Annotated in this window: 15 protein-coding genes; 6 read left to right on the plus strand and 9 right to left on the minus strand. The window is 41.8% G+C overall.

What is annotated here, in order from left to right; translation table 11 throughout:
* Positions 1 to 246: 246 nt before the first annotated feature.
* Together FSB76_RS07850 and FSB76_RS07855 are read left to right on the plus strand one after the other, a co-directional pair.
* The gene (locus FSB76_RS07850; protein WP_147053049.1) at positions 247 to 1,119 is read left to right on the plus strand and encodes a hypothetical protein; all 873 of its coding nucleotides are present in this window, start codon (positions 247 to 249) and stop codon (positions 1,117 to 1,119) included.
* A gap of 89 nt (positions 1,120 to 1,208) precedes the next feature.
* The gene (locus FSB76_RS07855) at positions 1,209 to 1,859 is read left to right on the plus strand and encodes a protein-tyrosine phosphatase family protein (protein ID WP_147053050.1); all 651 of its coding nucleotides are present in this window, start codon (positions 1,209 to 1,211) and stop codon (positions 1,857 to 1,859) included.
* 277 nt (positions 1,860 to 2,136) lie between these two features.
* Here FSB76_RS07855 and FSB76_RS07860 read toward each other — a convergent pair whose 3' ends face one another.
* The 4 genes from FSB76_RS07860 to FSB76_RS07875 all read right to left on the minus strand — a co-directional run bounded on the left by FSB76_RS07860 (position 2,137) and on the right by FSB76_RS07875 (position 7,927).
* A complete protein-coding gene (locus FSB76_RS07860; protein ID WP_147053051.1) occupies positions 2,137 to 2,664 on the minus strand; it encodes a hypothetical protein in 528 nt (175 codons plus the stop codon).
* 2 nt (positions 2,665 to 2,666) lie between these two features.
* On the minus strand, positions 2,667 to 3,032 hold the full coding sequence (locus FSB76_RS07865; protein WP_147053052.1) for a hypothetical protein: 366 nt from the start codon (positions 3,030 to 3,032) through the stop codon (positions 2,667 to 2,669).
* 344 nt (positions 3,033 to 3,376) lie between these two features.
* The gene (gene odhB / locus FSB76_RS07870) at positions 3,377 to 4,969 is read right to left on the minus strand and encodes a 2-oxoglutarate dehydrogenase complex dihydrolipoyllysine-residue succinyltransferase (protein ID WP_147053053.1); all 1,593 of its coding nucleotides are present in this window, start codon (positions 4,967 to 4,969) and stop codon (positions 3,377 to 3,379) included.
* Positions 4,970 to 5,098: 129 nt separating this feature from the next.
* On the minus strand, positions 5,099 to 7,927 hold the full coding sequence (locus FSB76_RS07875; RefSeq protein WP_147053054.1) for a 2-oxoglutarate dehydrogenase E1 component: 2,829 nt from the start codon (positions 7,925 to 7,927) through the stop codon (positions 5,099 to 5,101).
* A 298-nt stretch (positions 7,928 to 8,225) separates the two neighbouring features.
* Between FSB76_RS07875 and FSB76_RS07880 the strand changes: the two genes are divergently transcribed.
* On the plus strand, positions 8,226 to 8,441 hold the full coding sequence (locus FSB76_RS07880) for a hypothetical protein (RefSeq protein ID WP_147053055.1): 216 nt from the start codon (positions 8,226 to 8,228) through the stop codon (positions 8,439 to 8,441).
* 60 nt (positions 8,442 to 8,501) lie between these two features.
* Here the strand turns inward: FSB76_RS07880 and FSB76_RS07885 are convergent, their stop codons facing one another.
* The 5 genes from FSB76_RS07885 to msrA form a co-directional block, all read right to left on the minus strand.
* Entirely contained in the window at positions 8,502 to 10,094 is a 1,593-nt protein-coding gene (locus FSB76_RS07885) for a PDDEXK nuclease domain-containing protein (protein ID WP_147053056.1), read from the minus strand.
* 87 nt (positions 10,095 to 10,181) lie between these two features.
* Complete coding sequence (locus tag FSB76_RS07890; RefSeq protein WP_147053057.1) at positions 10,182 to 11,477, minus strand: DASH family cryptochrome; 1,296 nt, start codon at positions 11,475 to 11,477, stop codon at positions 10,182 to 10,184.
* A gap of 48 nt (positions 11,478 to 11,525) precedes the next feature.
* Positions 11,526 to 11,654 carry a DUF2256 domain-containing protein gene (locus FSB76_RS07895; protein WP_147053058.1) on the minus strand — a complete coding sequence of 43 codons (129 nt, stop codon included), beginning with the start codon at positions 11,652 to 11,654 and terminating at the stop codon, positions 11,526 to 11,528.
* Positions 11,655 to 11,730: 76 nt separating this feature from the next.
* Complete coding sequence (locus FSB76_RS07900; RefSeq protein ID WP_147053059.1) at positions 11,731 to 12,534, minus strand: 5'-nucleotidase, lipoprotein e(P4) family; 804 nt, start codon at positions 12,532 to 12,534, stop codon at positions 11,731 to 11,733.
* A 245-nt stretch (positions 12,535 to 12,779) separates the two neighbouring features.
* Positions 12,780 to 13,331, minus strand: coding sequence for a peptide-methionine (S)-S-oxide reductase MsrA (msrA, locus tag FSB76_RS07905; RefSeq protein ID WP_147053060.1), 552 nt, complete (start codon positions 13,329 to 13,331; stop codon positions 12,780 to 12,782).
* Between the two features lie 325 nt (positions 13,332 to 13,656).
* On the opposite strand from msrA, the gene FSB76_RS07910 reads away from it, so the two are divergent.
* From FSB76_RS07910 to FSB76_RS07920, 3 genes are all read left to right on the plus strand, one after another.
* Positions 13,657 to 14,829, plus strand: a complete 1,173-nt coding sequence (locus FSB76_RS07910; protein WP_225976446.1) for a glycosyltransferase family 87 protein — start codon at positions 13,657 to 13,659, stop codon at positions 14,827 to 14,829.
* Positions 14,830 to 15,133: 304 nt separating this feature from the next.
* Positions 15,134 to 16,102: a glycosyltransferase family 2 protein gene (locus tag FSB76_RS07915; protein WP_147053061.1), complete on the plus strand. Its 969-nt coding sequence runs from the start codon at positions 15,134 to 15,136 to the stop codon at positions 16,100 to 16,102.
* Positions 16,083 to 16,880 (plus strand): polysaccharide deacetylase family protein, encoded by a 798-nt coding sequence (locus FSB76_RS07920; RefSeq protein WP_147053062.1) that lies wholly within the window; start codon positions 16,083 to 16,085, stop codon positions 16,878 to 16,880. Before FSB76_RS07915 ends, FSB76_RS07920 begins: the two co-directional genes overlap by 20 nt.
* Positions 16,881 to 16,890: the final 10 nt, after the last annotated feature.

Raw genomic sequence — 16,890 nt, forward strand, 5'->3', positions numbered from 1 at the left:
CGTTAAATTAAAAGAATGAAAGCATATCTTACAATAGCAGTACTTTTTTTTGCTTCTGCCGCTTTTGCACAAAGCCACACCTATAAAGCCGGCTGCCGTTATTATGTTGCGCCGGCCTCTGCAACCGCCTCGAAAGATGTTCATGCCGGGCGCCTTGCCGAAGATATGTGCCCGGCTTGTTTAAAGGATGCAAAGGCCGAGGAAGTAGCCAGGATTAAAGAAAACGACAGGGTGCAAAGAATAGTGATGGCTAAAAAAGAAGCGGCACGCAAAGCAGAAAACGACGCTGCTGATAAAGCAAACACCGAGCGAATTAATAAAATTTATAATGGCTCAACAAAAGTTGAATATGCGATACCTAAAGAAGACCTTGCAGGTGGTAAGAAAGTGGTAATGGCCGCAGGTCCGCAAATAAAAATGATTGCGGGTATCGATAATGTATTTTACAATGAACAAAATCAAAGTGAGGTGGTGTTAGAAAAAGACCCGGCCTGGAGAGGCATCAGCTCCTCATCTGCAACAAACTCTCTTCCAATAGGTTATGGCATGGCTATGTACAAAGATGGCGCCCGCGGAAAGTACACCAATAGACCTAACGATTTCAAATCGAGCGTTGGTAGAGCTTTTAATTACGAAACTTATACCTGGGACATTATTAATATTAAAAACCAAAGGGTGTTTAACAGAGAGGATATTGTTGAAGTAGAGCATATTGCAGGAAATTGGTTTTTAGCTGGGACAGACTTTAGATTAGCATTTTCAAATAGTAGTTCAGATACTAAATTTTTATATAATATAAAATCAAAACAAAAAATCGAGTTTTCGCAACTTGCCTATTATGAGGGTTCAGAATACGATACTGCGTCTGGAAAGAATGGTGGGCCCGGTTTTTACACAAATGAGGCTGTTATTGTTGTAAAAGATAATCCATCCTACCCTGTTCCAATTGGTATGTTTAACATCAGAGAAGCTTATAACAATATTTTTTCCTTACCGGATTTGTCAACCTGGGTTGCATGTGTTGTAAACTACGGTAAATTCATTAGCAGATCGTCATTTAACAAAGTAGAGTTTTATTTTATTTTAAAAAATGGAACAGTGGTTAAAAAAAATAACTGATGGGTTTTATCTGTTGATTTATTTATGTAGTCGTTGCAAACTGGTAAAAGTTCTCTCTGATAGGTTGCAATCCTGCTGAGCGCTGAAATATGCAAGACGAAATTGCCCATCTCCTCTTCTTAATACAAACCGGCCAAAAATCCAAGGCCGAAGTAGTGGCCGTGCTTAACGACATTAGGGAGGATATAAAAAACGATCCCTCCAAAGGAAAGGAGTTGGGGCCATATATCCGCTTAATTAACGATGCTATCAAACCGGAACCCTCATCAACAGGTATTAACTGGGTACTTGTTGATGGGGGCTTTTTAGCCATAGGCCATAAACCGGGCGGAAAAATTTCTCTTGATGGCTTAAAACACGATGGTGCCACGGCCATAATTACCCTGTTACATGAAAATGAAGGCGCTGTGCAAATTGGAACAAAAACCAAACAAGCCGGGATGGAGTGGCTATGGTTCCCGTTTTCGGCTTCCAAACCCAATGAACAATACGATACTACCAACGTTTTAAAGCTATTTAACCAATTGCAGTTGTTATTAAAAGGTGGCGGTAAAATATACATCCATTGCTCTGCCGGTATCCACCGCACAGGCATGATAACTTATGGCCTGCTGCGTTACATCGGGTATGATAAAAATGTAGCACTGCAAATGCTTACCAATTTAAGGGGCGTAACAGCCAACCAGGTGGGGGCCGACCGCCTGCTATGGGGAGATAAATACGCCACTAAAAAAGAGTAATGGTGTATTGCTAAAAGTTTTGCCCTATTTGGCCCAAAGCTTGTGTGGGGGAATGACGCAAGTGAGTTGTGATTGTTTTCATTTTTAACATTTAATGGATGAGCATAACGTATAAGTTTAACAGCGCCCCAGTTAAATTGAAACTCTTTTCTAAACAAGTCATAAATCATCTGCGCATTAGCGACCTACTATGTGTACACAAGGTAGATTAGTTGCCCTAAGGAGATGAATACGCAAATATTGGCACACCACGTCAACAGCGATAGTATTAAGTTGGCTACCAGCTAACGGTGTCTACCTTTCGTTTTACGATGATAGCTTCTGTATCGGCTTTGGTTTTATTCCCTTTAAGCAACTGTTTTTGCCGGGCAGCATCGCTATTAATCGCCTTTGAATTAACGTCCGTTCGGGGGTTAGATGTAGATAACGTGAAATTTACATGGGTATAGGTCGATCCTTGTGCAGGCCGCCTATAACTCACTGCGTATCCGCACTTATCTAACGATTGTTCACATTGCAAAATATCATTGCCGTCCAGTTCTTTACGATGGTCCAATGCAAATTTTGAATAAGAAACGGCACTGTCGCAATTCGCCCTTTTAAAGTAACATACTGCGATAAACCAGGCGGTTTTTGCATTTTTTTGCAGTTTAAATGACTGCTGAAATTTATCGGCACTTTCCTTGTATTTATTTTCCGAGTATAATTTAGCCCCGTCCTTAAAATACGTTTTGTAATCTGCTTCCTGGGCAAATAGCCGTGAAGAGCCTAAAATTAATAGTATAACGGTTACGGCTGGTTTCATAATTAATTTAATGAGTTGTTTACTTTCTTTTCAGAGTGGTAAGTGGTATCTATTTTACCGTTACTTTTTTTTTGAATTATCACAGCACCGCCATCCTCACTGGCAGGACTAACGCTTTTAGTATAATCAACCGATTTATCGACCTTGATGGCGTAACCGATAAGGAATGTGCCTAATAATACAAACAACAAGCCGGGCGACGAACTGGCGAGCCCCAGTTTCGTGCCCTTCATATCGGCAGTAAAGTTAAACTTGCCTGTAACGCCTGCCGAAATAAGTTTGTACCCCAAGCGTACAATTAAATAACCAAGCGTGAAACAGAATATTTTCAATAAAAAAAGCAGAATACCGGGCAGGAAAAGTTCCATAGTGAATAGGTTTTCACAAAAATATCATATTTTATTACATATCCTAAAATTTTTAATGAGGTGCAATTCAATTTGTTGCGGTAATTTATGCCCATAATTGAAACAAAACAGTAATGTTAACCATAGAAAAGAAAGATGATGCCCCAATGACACGACCGCCTTGAAAGGGTGACATATACCGGCGAGATGTTGAGTGTATAACTTAGGTTAGTCCACACACTATCCGGCTAAAACCGGCCCTTCTGGCGAGAGGCGCATGTGATGCGCCTCTACGGTAGGGCAAGCAGCTCACAATGCAAAAAGCCCGGTTATCGCCGGGCTTTTCAAATATTCAGGTGGCGTTATTAAACGCCTAATAATAATCTTGCAGGATCTTCCAGCAGTTGTTTTACACGTACAAGGAAGCTTACCGATTCGCGGCCGTCGATGATGCGGTGATCATACGACAGGGCCAGGTACATCATGGGGCGGATAACCACTTGTCCGTTTATGGCAACAGGGCGCTCAATAATATTGTGCATCCCCAGGATAGCCGATTGCGGCGAGTTTAATATCGGGGTCGACATCATTGATCCAAATACACCGCCGTTGGTGATGGTGAATGTACCACCGGTCATTTCGGAAATGGTGAGCTTGTTTTCGCGGGCTTTACCGGCCAATACTACAATGGCTTTTTCAATTTCGGCAAGGCTAAGGCTATCGGCATTACGAATAACCGGCACCACCAAACCTTTAGGAGCCGATACGGCGATAGAAACATCGGCGTAGTTGCTGTATACAATTTCTTCGCCTTCTATACGGGCATTTACAGCCGGCCAGTCTTTCAGCGCCTCGGTAACTGCTTTGGTAAAAAACGACATAAAGCCTAAGCCAACGCCATGTTTCTCTTTAAATTTATCTTTGTACTTGCTGCGCAATTCCATGATAGGCTGCATATCCACTTCGTTAAAAGTGGTAAGCATGGCTGTTTCGTTTTTAACAGCTACCAAGCGTTTGGCAACAGTTTTACGCAGTGAGGTCATCTTCTCACGTTTCTCGCTTCTTGAGTTTTGAGTTGCGGGTTCCGAGTTTTGAGTTGGAGCTGCAGACTTAGGACTTTCGGCTACAGGCTTAGGACTTGAAGCCTGAGCGCCTAATGCATCACCTTTGGTAATACGGCCATCAACACCTGTACCGGAAACGGCTTTAGGGTCAACGCCTTTTTCGGCCAATATTTTTGCCGCCGCAGGCGATGGGGTACCTGATGCATAAGTAACGGCTCCGGCGGCTGATACAGGCGCACCACCACGAGGCGATTCGTCGGTCGCGCTTACTACAGCGGGCGTAACTGCAATAGGAGCAGCACCTACACCTTCAATGGTACACACAACAGCGCCAATTGGCAATACGTCGCCTTCTTTGGCTATAGTTTTTAATACGCCGGCTTTTTCGGCAGTTAATTCAAATGTGGCTTTATCTGATTCCAGTTCGGCAATGGCCTCATCCATTTCAACGGCATCACCATCTTTTTTTATCCAGCGTGATAAAGTAACCTCGGTGATTGATTCGCCTACGGTTGGTACTTTAATTTCTAAAGAAGCACCACCTGCCACAGGGGCCGGTGCAGCAACAGGCGCGGCAGCGGCCACAGGAGCCGGTGCTGGTGCGTTAGCCACCACTTCGGGCTGTGGTTGTGCAGCCGGTGCAGGAGCAGCAGCGCCTTCGCCTTCTTCAATATTGGCAACCAATGCGCCAATGGCTAAAGTATCGCCCTCTTTGGCAACAATTTGTAAAGTACCTGCACGCTCGGCAGTAAGTTCAAAAGTGGCCTTGTCCGATTCTAACTCGGCAATAACTTCATCCATCTCCACGTGATCGCCATCCTTCTTTTTCCAGCTTGCCAGGGTTACTTCTGTTATTGATTCACCTACGGTAGGTACTTTGATCGCTAAACTCATATTTTAGTATTGTATATTTTTTAATGGTTGTACGTTATACGTTTTAAGTTGTACGTTTTGCATAGTCAGCTAACGTTGTACGTTTTTTATGGACACGTATAACGTACCACGTAAAACGTATCACCTAACTCAATCCGCTCCGGCGTCAGCCATTTTTTTGGTTGTCTTTTTTATTGCTTCTTTTACCACTTTACCGGCAGGTGCTTCAAATGCTTTTGAAACAATGTAGGCCTGCTGAGCGGCATGCTGTTTGGCAAAACCGGTAGCGGTACTACTGCCCTCGTTACGTGATATCACATTCAGGTTTATTACCGTATCGTTGTGGAATTTGCGGCAAATGTATGGCCAAGCGCCCATATTTTCGGGCTCTTCCTGTACCCAGATAAACTCGGTAGCTTTTTCGTATTTGGCTTTTATCTTTAGTATTTGTGTAACCGGGGTTGGGTACAATTGCTCTACACGTACTATGGCTACATCCTTACGTTTATCGGCCAGTTGCTTATCCAGCAAATCGTAATAAACTTTACCGGTGCACAACAGTACACGTTTTACCTTTTTAGGATCAGCATAAACATCGTCAATCAGCTCGTGGAATTTACCGTTTGTAAAATCTTCAATTGGCGATACACATTTAGGGCTACGCAATAAACTTTTAGGTGTAAATATGATAAGCGGCTTGCGGAAATCGCGGTGCATTTGCCTCCTTAATATATGGAAGAAGTTTGCCGGCGTAGTACAGTTAGCTACCTGGATATTATCATCGGCACAAAGCTCCATAAAACGCTCCACACGGGCCGATGAATGTTCGGGGCCCTGGCCTTCATAACCGTGCGGCAGCAACATCACCAGGCCATTGCCGCGCTGCCATTTTGTTTCGGCACTGGCAATATATTGGTCAACAATAATTTGGGCACCGTTAAAGAAATCGCCAAATTGCGCTTCCCAAATGGTTAAGGCGTTGGGGTTGGCTAAAGCGTAACCATACTCAAACCCAAGTACGCCATATTCAGATAGCAGGGAATTATAAATGCTCAGCTTTGCTTCAGTTTCGATAGTTGCCAATGGCGTATACTCATCTTCCGAATCGGCAAGGGTTAATACCGCATGACGGTGCGAGAAAGTACCACGCTTAACATCTTCGCCACTTAACCTTAGCGGATAACCTTCTTTTAATAAGGTTCCGTAGGCTAAAAGCTCACCCATGGCCCAGTCAAAAACCTTGGTCTGGTTCACCATAATCTTGCGGTCTTCAAACAGTTTCTCAATTTTTTTGAAAAACTCCATGTCGGCCGGCAGTGTGGTTAACTTATTACCTATCGCTAATAATTCTTCTTCGGGTACCGATGTGTCAATCGCTTTTACAAACTCTTTATGGCTGGCCAGGTGTAATCCACTCCAGGCGCCTTCAAACATGGCAATGGTATCGGTAAACCTGTCTTCGGCTTTCGATTCATCCAGCTTTTGCTGCAATTCATCCTTAAACGCCTTCTCTACGCCCTTCAGGTAATTGGCATCAATGCTGCCTTCATCAATCAGTTTCTGATTGTAAATTTTAAGCGGGTTAGCATGCGCCTCTATGGCTTTGTACAACAATGGCTGGGTGAATTTTGGTTCATCAGCCTCGTTGTGACCATAGCGGCGGTAACATAGGATATCAATAAATACATCCTCGTTAAATACCTGCCTGTACTCCATGGCAAGGTTAACCACGTAGGCCAAAGCCTCCACATCATCGCCATTTACGTGGAATACCGGGGACAACACAGTTTTTGCCACATCGGTACAATAGGTACTTGAACGGGCGTCTTTATAGTTGGTGGTAAAACCTATCTGGTTATTGATAACCAGGTGAATGGTGCCGCCGGTGCGGTAGCCATCCAGTTTTTCCATTTGTAAAACTTCGTAAACAATACCCTGGCCTGCAACAGATGCATCACCATGGATTAATATAGGGGCAATTTTTGAATGATCGCCATTGTATTTAAAGTCGATTTTTGAACGGGTGATACCTTCCACAACCGGGTCAACCGCCTCTAAGTGCGAAGGGTTGGGGCAAAGGCTCAGGTGTACTTTTTTTCCGTTTGATGTGATTACGTCTGTTGAAAAGCCTAAATGGTATTTAACATCCCCACCAAAAGGAGATTCAGAATCAAAGTTTTTGCCTTCAAACTCCGAGAATACCTCTTTATAGGTTTTCTCCATGATGTTGGTAAGCACATTTAAGCGGCCGCGGTGGGCCATACCGATGATGAATTCCTCGATACCCAAATCGGCGCCCTTTTTAATAACCGAATCCATGGATGGGATCAGCGCCTCGGCTCCTTCGAGCGAGAAGCGTTTTTGACCCAGGAATTTTGTACCCAAAAAGTTTTCGAAAGTAACAGCCTCATTGAGCTTGTTCAGCATCGATTTTTTCTCGTCGATGGTGAAAGATGGCGTGTTGCGGTTTTTTTCCATCCTATCCTCAAACCATTTGATTTTGATAGGGTTGCGGATGTACCGGTATTCAGCGCCAATGGCACGGCAGTAAGTATCTTCCAATAACTGGCGGATGTCGCTCAGCTTGGCAGCGCCCAGGCCAACTTCAACACCGGAGTTAAAAACGGTATCCAGATCGGCCTCGCTTAAGCCAAATGTTTCCAGCTCTTTACCCGGATAATAGTGGCGGCGCTCGCGTACCGGGTTGGTTTTAGCAAACAGGTGGCCGCGTGAGCGGTACCCATCTATCATGTTAAGCACCTTGATCTCTTTTAAAAAGTGATCGTAAGTTTTATCATCAACGCCAGGCGCAGCTGTTGAAGCTGCTGTGCCTGTTGCATTTGTATTTATGTTAAATTCAAACCCCTCGAAAAACTTTTGCCAGCCATAATCTACCGATTCGGGGTCTTGTTTGTATGCTTCGTATAAGGAATTGATGTAGTCTGCGTTGCCGCTATTGATATAATTTAGACGATCCATGTTAAAATGATCTTTAAAACAGTGCAAAAGTAAGCATATACGGTAATATACTTCACAATTAATTGTAAAGAAATTCAGTTAAAAATGATGCAGTTTTAATGGGAATGAGTAGTTTGAAGGGTAAAATATGGTTGCTCAGGATTGAAAAGAGTAAAACTTAATAATGGCCATATCTCTCCTTGTGCTTTCAAATAGAACTGTTAGCGGGTGCGGAACCCTGGCCTCCGCGATTCAGAATCTAAAGTTTTGAAATTTTATGGAGAGCAATTGTTGAACAAATATTATTATTTTTGTTAATATGAATGCAGATTTAAACATCAATGAAATCTTGTTGCAGGTTGAACGACTGGACAAAGAAGATCAGCTAAGTCTTTTAGAAAAGCTTGCATTAATGATTCGTAAATCTGAACGAAAACAAAAGCAGACAAAACTATCTTCACTGTCAGGCATAGGCTCATCTTTATGGAGCAACTTAGACATTGATGAATATGTAGATCAGGAAAGACAGTGGTAGTAAAGCTTAATCGATGAATGATTGATAATTTGCGAGAATTCTTTGTTAAGATATTTTAACTTATTCAATATGCTTTTTTGCAATTGCTGCTATTCGTTCATTGATATCATTGATGATTTTGTCTACCCATTTATCAACAATATAACTAATATCGTTGTCATTCAAAATTTCGTGATATAAATACTTACGCCAAACATCCCGCCTTGTTGTTCCTATCTCATAAAAATAATCGGAAAATAAAATCAAAAACGTTTGAAAAACAGAAAACGTCTCAACTCCAGCTTTTTTAAATCCTTTAAGATTTATAGTTAACCCAACCTGCTGTACATCCCCTTGAATCATCATCATTTCTAAATCAATGGAAGTATTATACTCAAAATCATTATTATTAATTGTGCGACTAATGGAATGATAATCGAATAGAGAATAGATATCCGGGTTTAAAATTATTTCAGCCTGACTTACTATTTGGGGCAAAAGTTCAGTGAAAAGTTTATATATGGCTTGGTTGCTTACCTTTTCACGCAATTCCTCATGATTTAAATTGGATATTAGTGTTTTCATTTTATCGAGTTGCTTCTCATAAGGCTTCTGATTCAGCTTAACAGATTTTTCAAGTTCATTTTCCAGGTCTTCAATACTTGGTAGTTCTGCTTTAATCTCAGTTGGAATTGCATCTGTTAAATTATATTCGGCTATTCCCATTGGCTTATTCATATCTCTGAGAGTATACTCTGCCGTTATTTTATTCTTACTCTTACAAAGAATAATCCCTATCGACGGGTTATCACCGGATGCTTTTTCGTGTTCATCGATTACTGATAAATAGAAATTCATTTTGCCCGCATACTCCGGTTTAAATTCTCCCGTTTTCAGTTCAAGAACAATATAACAGTGTAGCTTTGTGTGATAAAATAATAAATCGAGAAAATATTCACTATCTCCCTTATCAATCTTAAATTGCCTTCCAACAAAAGCAAAACCCTTCCCTAATTCAAGCAAAAATTTCTGTATATCGGCGATCAAAGCGTTTTCTAAATCTCTTTCCTTTGCTTCTTCAGATAAATGAAAAAAGTCGAATTTATAGGGATCTTTAAATAGTTCTTTTGCCAAGTCTCCTTGCAAAAGCGGCAAGGTATGTGTAAAATTGTTTAGTAATTTGCCCTGTCTAATGAAAAGACCAGAATCGATTTGATTTAATAAGACATTGCGACTCCAGTTATTTTCAGCAGTTTTAGCCGCGTAAAAGTTACGTTCTTCATCTGACTTAATGCGGTCATTTAAAATGCAGATATGTCCCCACGGCAATTTTGCAACAGGCTGTTGCAAAATTAGATTATCCACCGCTATACCATTTTGACGCAATAAAGATAATTGAGGCCAATTCACAAAGAAATTACGCATATACCGGAGATTTCGCGGCGATAGTCCTTTTAATTCAGGAAAGTCATCCTTTAAATCGGCAGATATTTGATCAATAATTTTACTACCCCAATCTTTTTGTTTTTCGATATGACAAATAAACTCGCCTATTTCCCAATATATAGCTAAAAGTTGAACGTTCGCAGTTAAAACTATTTTAGTTTGCGCTCGTCTTATCTTATTTTTTAAAGCTATAAGTGTATCCTTGTAACTCTCCGGCAGTACATTCATGAAAATCAACGATATAGACCAAAGTCTAAAAGTAGGCGGTTTTATCTATTCTTTAAGCAAAAAAGACAATATAAAATTACTTTTTCCTCACACCCCTACCAAATCTCCGGCCTCATCTACAGGAGATGACTCCCAGGTAGTCACAAAATCGCTTTTGGTATCCAGTTCTTTTTGCGGGATGGCGGCTATGGTGTACTTGCTTACTTTAGCATCATTTACGCCTGCTATAAACGCCCAGTTGCCCCAGTTACTTGCAGGCGAGTAGTCTATCAATTTTTCTTCAAAATAGGTAGCGCCCTTAATCCAGTCGGCTTTTAAGTCGTTTACCAGGTAGGTGGCCACTATCTGGCGGCATTGGTTGCAAATGTAGCCTGTGGCATTTAACTCATGCATACAGGCGTCAATGAATGGGATGCCGGTTTTGCCTGCCGCCCATTTATCAAAGTTATCGTTGTTTATGGCAACCGCTTCTTCAGTAACCTTTGCCTGGATGAATTTCTGGCCGTGTTTTTTAAACATAAACCTGAAATAATCGCGCCATAACAGCTCCAGTTTAAGCATACTGCTTTGGGCATCGTTATGCTTAAATATTTCCCAGTAAACCTGCCTTGGTGAAATACAGCCTACAGCCAGCCAGGGCGATAATTTTGATGTATTGGTAATGATGCCTGCTTTACCTTTGGCTTTAACGGCAAGGTCGGTTTTCGAAAAATATTTATGCAGCTGTACCAGCGCAGCTGTTTCGCCACCCTGGAAATAATTGGTAGCACGCACATCGTCAACAGGTTGGTTTAAGCCCAACTGCTGCAGGGTTGGCAACTCGCCCGCATCGGCAATATCGGGGGTATAAATATGTTCGGGGGTGGGTACACATGGGCGTACGTTGCTGTCGCGCTCAACTTTCTTTTTAAATACAGCAAAACTATCCGGGATATCTTTTATAGGGAAGGGTAAATCCTCCTTGTGGTACATGGTATGCCCAATAAAGTGCTTCAGGTTAAGGCGCAGTTTCCAAAGTGCAGCCTCAACCTCTTCGGATTTTGCGGTTTCTTCGTAGGCTACCTCCCGGTGATGATAAACTTCACTTACGTGGTATTGGCCTGCAAGCTGGGGTATAATTTCGGCAGGGTTACCTATGCGGATAATCAGTTCGGCCCCATAGCCTTGCAGGTTTTTACGTAAATCGGCTACGGCTTCCAATAAAAACCGGGCTCTGAAACTTCCTGTTTTGCTGGCGCCAGATGTTGTTTGCTGAAAGTAATACGGATCAAAACAATATACCGGCAGAACTTTATCAACCTTGCGAACGGCTTCTAACAAAATTTCGTTATCATGTATCCGCAAGTCATTTCTAAACCAAACCAGTATCGTTCTATCGCTCATAGTTAAACAGGGAGTTAACTGTATTAATGCAGGCTACAAATTTGCAATTTATTTATTTCTCCTGCATCGTTCGCTGCAATATTTGACATCTTCCCAACATTTTTCCCATTTTTTGCGCCAGCTAAAAGGCTTTTTGCAAACTGAACAGGTTTTATGAGGCAAGTTTTTTGCAGCCATAATGGCTAAAGATAGGCTATCTGTGTCAAAAAAACATATTGGTCATTATCAAATGCCAAAAAAGCTGAATAAAAACTTACTTATCCGTCTTGATTTTAGCCCTGATAATTGAATCCTTTTGTGCGTTTGTAAGCTTATAGTTAAACCCGAAAAGCGCACCCTCAAAATCACCATAAGATGGATTAGGGATGATGATGTACCTGCTGCCAAATTCCGTTTCCAGTTTTTGAGTGGTGGCTACCCGGCTTTCCTCCATCGGGTGGTTATCATACAGCACGTCAAAATCGGGCAGATTGTCGCCGCAAAGCAGCAGGATATTATGGGTTTTTAAAACATTTAACCGTCGCGCCTCTTTGCTTGATGTTGATGTTTTTAATTGCAGGTGTGCGTCGTCGGCGTTTGGCAAGCCATATAATTGCAGGTTTTTAAGGGTTGTAGCCCGCTCATTTTCGTTACGGTTGGTGATGTAAAAAATAGTGACGCCTTTTGACGCCGCGTATTTAAAAAATGCCGGGGCGCCGGGTACCGTATCGGCCACAGCCTTGTCGGTCCACTCCTTCCAGGTGGCATCGGTGTAGTCTTTATTTTGCAGGGCACGGGCTGCATCATAGGGGCTATTATCCAGCAAGGTTTCATCAATATCGGTAACAATGGCCAGCGGCTTGCTGCCGGAATTTTTTACACCTTCATCAACCCTAAGCCTGGCAATGTTATACGCCTGGAAACATAAAGCCTTATACTCTGCGGCGCGCTGTTGCCATATAGAGCCCCATACTTTGCCATTATTGGTGATGGATGCGGCGCTGTTTGTAGCTACGGGTTTTGTTGTGGCACAGGCTGTAAATAACAGAATTATGGGCAGTAGGTGTATTTTTTTCATTGGTAGTTATGTTCTTTTAATTACTCTTATATCGCATGGCGGAAACGACTCACCCCGACGAGGCTACGCCCGTCACCCCTCTCTCCGCGTCGCGCATAGAGGGGTAAAAATATAAAAAATGACCTGCACCCTCTCCGCAAAGAGGGTCGGCCAACGTAGCGTAGCCGGGGTGAGTCTTAGCCAGCGTTCAAAGCCAATGTATCTGTATCGAACTTTGCGAAACCCTACATCCCACCAAAATAGCTTTACAACAGCTCCGGCTTAATTTTGTCCGTAAACTCTTTGGCAAATTTATTGAGTTTAGGCTGGATAACAAATGCGCAGTACGACTGCCCCGGATTATCGTTAAAATAATTTTGATGATAATCTTCGGCCTTATAAAACTGGCTGGCCGGCGTTACCTCGGTTACTATCGGGCTGTCAAAAACCTTTTCGTTGGTTAGGGTATTAATCATGGCAATGGCTGCGTCCTTTTGCTCGGCGGTTGTATAAAAAATGGCTGAGCGGTATTGCGTACCTACGTCATTACCCTGGCGATTAAGTGTTGTTGGGTTATGGGTTTTAAAAAAAAACAGCAACAGTTCATCCAGCGACAATACATCGGCATCGTACTCCAGTTCAATAACCTCGGCATGGCCCGTGGTGCCGGTGCAAACCTGTTTATAGGTGGGGTTATCAACATGGCCGCCCATGTAGCCCGATGTTACTGAAATTACTCCCTTAAGCGATTGGAAAATGGCTTCGGTGCACCAAAAGCACCCATTGCCAAAAGTTATTTTTTGAATATTTGAAGGCATTTTTTGTTTTGTTTAATTGATAAACAGCTCCATAATATGTGTTGTTTCAATCATAAATTGACACATAGTCTTAAGTCGAAAGTATTGAGTTCTAAGCCGGAAATAGACAAATTTCGACTTAAGACTTCCAACTTAAGACTATTGACTTAACACCGGGGCTGTTACATATTGTAAAAATACTCATTTGCGATGCTTTTTGTTTCATTACTGTGTAAGGATTTTGACCATGGAAACGCTCAACAGCAATGCAAATAGACCATCAACTTATTAAAACCCACGTAACATTCTTGATAGATTACTATATTTGAGCCCTGCTTTATCCCTCATGATTCAAAAATTATCCAAACTCATTTATAATAAACCCTTTGTATATGCCGCATGGTTTGGTTTGAGTTTCCTTATTGTGCTAAAAGAGATCCTGAACCACCAGGGTTTTAATAACTACACCATTTTTAAATACAATTTTTTACATACGCTGCACCAGCAAAACCTGTATGCCGCGTACCCTGAACATTATTACGACCTGAATCATTACGGCCCTATATTTTCAATCATATTTGCACCCTTTACGTTTTTTCCTGATTACGTGGGCATTATGTTTTGGGTAATGTTTAACGCGTTTGTGCTGTTTAAAGCTATCCAGCTACTGCCGCTGAAGCAAAATCAATATGTGATTGTACTACTTATTTGCGCCCACGAATTAATGACGGCATCGGCCAATGTGCAAAGTAATCCATTGGTGGCGGGACTTATTATTTTAAGTTTCAACTTCATCAACAAAAAGCAGGATTTTTGGGCAGCACTAATGATTGCGTTGGGCACGTTCATCAAATTGTACGGTATTGTTGGCCTGGCGTTCTTCTTTTTTTCCGATAACAAACTAAAGTTCATTGCCAGCTTTATTTTTTGGTCGGTAGTAATGTTTGTGTTACCGATGCTCATCTCGTCGCCGGCGTTTATTGTGCAATCCTACCGCGACTGGTATGTAGACCTAAAAGGCAAAAACTTACAAAACGAAGGCTCTATTATGCAGGATATTTGCGTAATGGGCTTTTTCCGCAAAATATTAAACTACCCGGGGCTAAAAAACGCGGTGGTAATTATCCCGGCAATGGCGTTGTTCGCCCTTTCATACCTGCGGATAAACTGTTTTAAATCGACACCTTACCGTTTACTTATCCTGTCATCGGCACTAATATTTGCCGTAATTTTTAGCAGCGGATCCGAGTCGCCCACCTATATTATCGCATTCGCGGGTGTAGGCATTTGGTTTATGAATTTAGACAGACCTGTAACCGGTTTTGAAATATTTTTGCTGGTGATGGCCATCATTTTAACTACCCTGTCGCCCTCCGATCTTTTCCCAAGATCCATCCGCGAAACGTACGTATTGCCATACAAATTAAAGTCGCTGCCCTGTTTTTTAATATGGCTGAAAATAGTGTATGAAACACTAAGCAGGAACTTTGCAAAGCCAGAAACCAGGCCTGTTTTATAATTTGAATGTCTGTTTTTTACAGTCTATCGCTTATTAGCAAAGAATTCAGAATTTCTTCAGATTAATGCCCTAAAATGCGCTTTGTAATTAAAATGATACATAAATTATTATTTTTGTAAAGAGAAAGTTACATTTATACAAAAAACTTCGTATTGAGGAAAAGCGGGGCATTGGTATACCGGAATCCTAACGGTAAAACAAGTGCAACTGCTTTTGATTTATATACGCTTTTTAATAAACAGTAAAATAAAATATTCATAGGGTATAAGCTGACCTGCAGCAACCTTAAAACCTATTGAGCAATATGATTCCCGATTTAAAGATGAAACTCTCTGTGATTATTCCCTGCCATAACGAGCAGAATAATGTGGGATTTCTGATTCAGGCACTTACCAAAACGTTAAACGAAACCGAATATAATTTCGAGTTGATTTTTGTTGATGACGGCAGCAGCGACGATACCGTGAACGAAATTAAATTCAACGCCGGCATTTATCCCAATGTTTTTTACATCGAACTTTCAAAAAACTTTGGGAAAGATAACGCGTTGAAAGCCGGCATTAGCATGGCTACCGGCAGCGCCGTAATAACTATGGATGCCGATATGCAGCATCCGCCCGGTATGATCATTAAAATGCTGCAATTTTGGGAAGAAGGTTATGACATTGTTTATACCTACCGGGAAAATGCGAACCCGCACGCCAAATTATATCAAAAGGTAACCTCCAGACTTTTTTACAAAGGGATAAATATGCTATCAGATATCAAACTGGAAGATGGCACTTCCGATTTCAGGTTGATGGACGAAAGGGTTATCAAGGACTTAAAGCTTATTGACGAACACGAACTTTTTTTGAGAGGTATTATTAAATGGGCGGGCTTTAAACAAGCAGGCATCCCCTATACACCATCAAAAAGGCATACCGGCGAAGTAAGTTATTCTTTTGCCAAACTGGTAAAACTGGCCATTGGCAGTATTATGGCTTTCAGTGCAAGGCCTTTGTATATCATGACAGGTGTGGGCTTAACAGTTTCCCTCATGACAATCTTTTACATCCCTTACGTTTTAATTAGCTTTGCCGAAGGTTACGCCGTTAACGGGTGGGCATCTATTATAGCTACCATCGCATTTTTTGGGGGTCTGCAGTTAATGGTATTAAGCATCATTGGCGTATATGTAGGCAAAATATTTATGCAGTCAAAAGCACGTCCAAATTATCTCATCAGGTCTACCAACCTTGTAAATGTAAATAATGATCTTATTAGGGTTTGATATCGAGGAGTTTGACATGCCATTGGAGTATGGCAAACAAATATCGTTCGCCGAGCAGCTGTCTATATCAACCCAGGGTACTAACGTTATTTTGGCCATATTAAAAGCGGCAAAAATTAAGGCTACCTTTTTTTGTACAGCAAATTATGCTGTACAAAAACCCGAAGTTATTAGCCAGATTGTAAGCGAAGGCCATGAAATAGCCTCGCACGGTTACTATCATTCAGATTTTAAACCCGAGCACCTGGCGCAATCAAAAACCAAACTTGAAGAAATATCCAGGGCCGAAGTAACCGGCTTCCGTATGGCCAGGATGATGCCGGTTGATGAACAGGAGATAGCTAAGGCGGGCTATACCTATAATTCATCTATTAACCCCACATTTATCCCCGGCAGGTACAATAACTTTGGCAAGCCCCGCAGCTGGTTTTATGAACAGGGTGTGTTACAGATTCCGGCATCGGTATCGCCGTTGATCCGTTTCCCGTTATTTTGGCTCAGCTTTCATAACCTGCCTATGGGGCTGTTAAAGTGGATGAGCGGCATCACCCATAAAAAGGATGGCTACCTTAACCTGTATTTTCACCCCTGGGAATTTACCAACCTGCACGATGCCCGGTTTGGGTTTCCCAAATATGTGGTCAAAAATTCGGGGCAACCTTTTGCAAACAGGCTGGAAGAGTTTATCAACTGGGGAAAATCAAAGGGCTACGAATTTATGCGGACAGATGAATTTGCCAAAGGGGTAGATAAAAAGAAGCTCACCTTAATTGCTTAGGCGGTTACCT

It is taken from the genome of Mucilaginibacter ginsenosidivorax, assembly GCF_007971525.1.
Taxonomy (GTDB): Bacteria; Bacteroidota; Bacteroidia; order Sphingobacteriales; family Sphingobacteriaceae; genus Mucilaginibacter; species Mucilaginibacter ginsenosidivorax.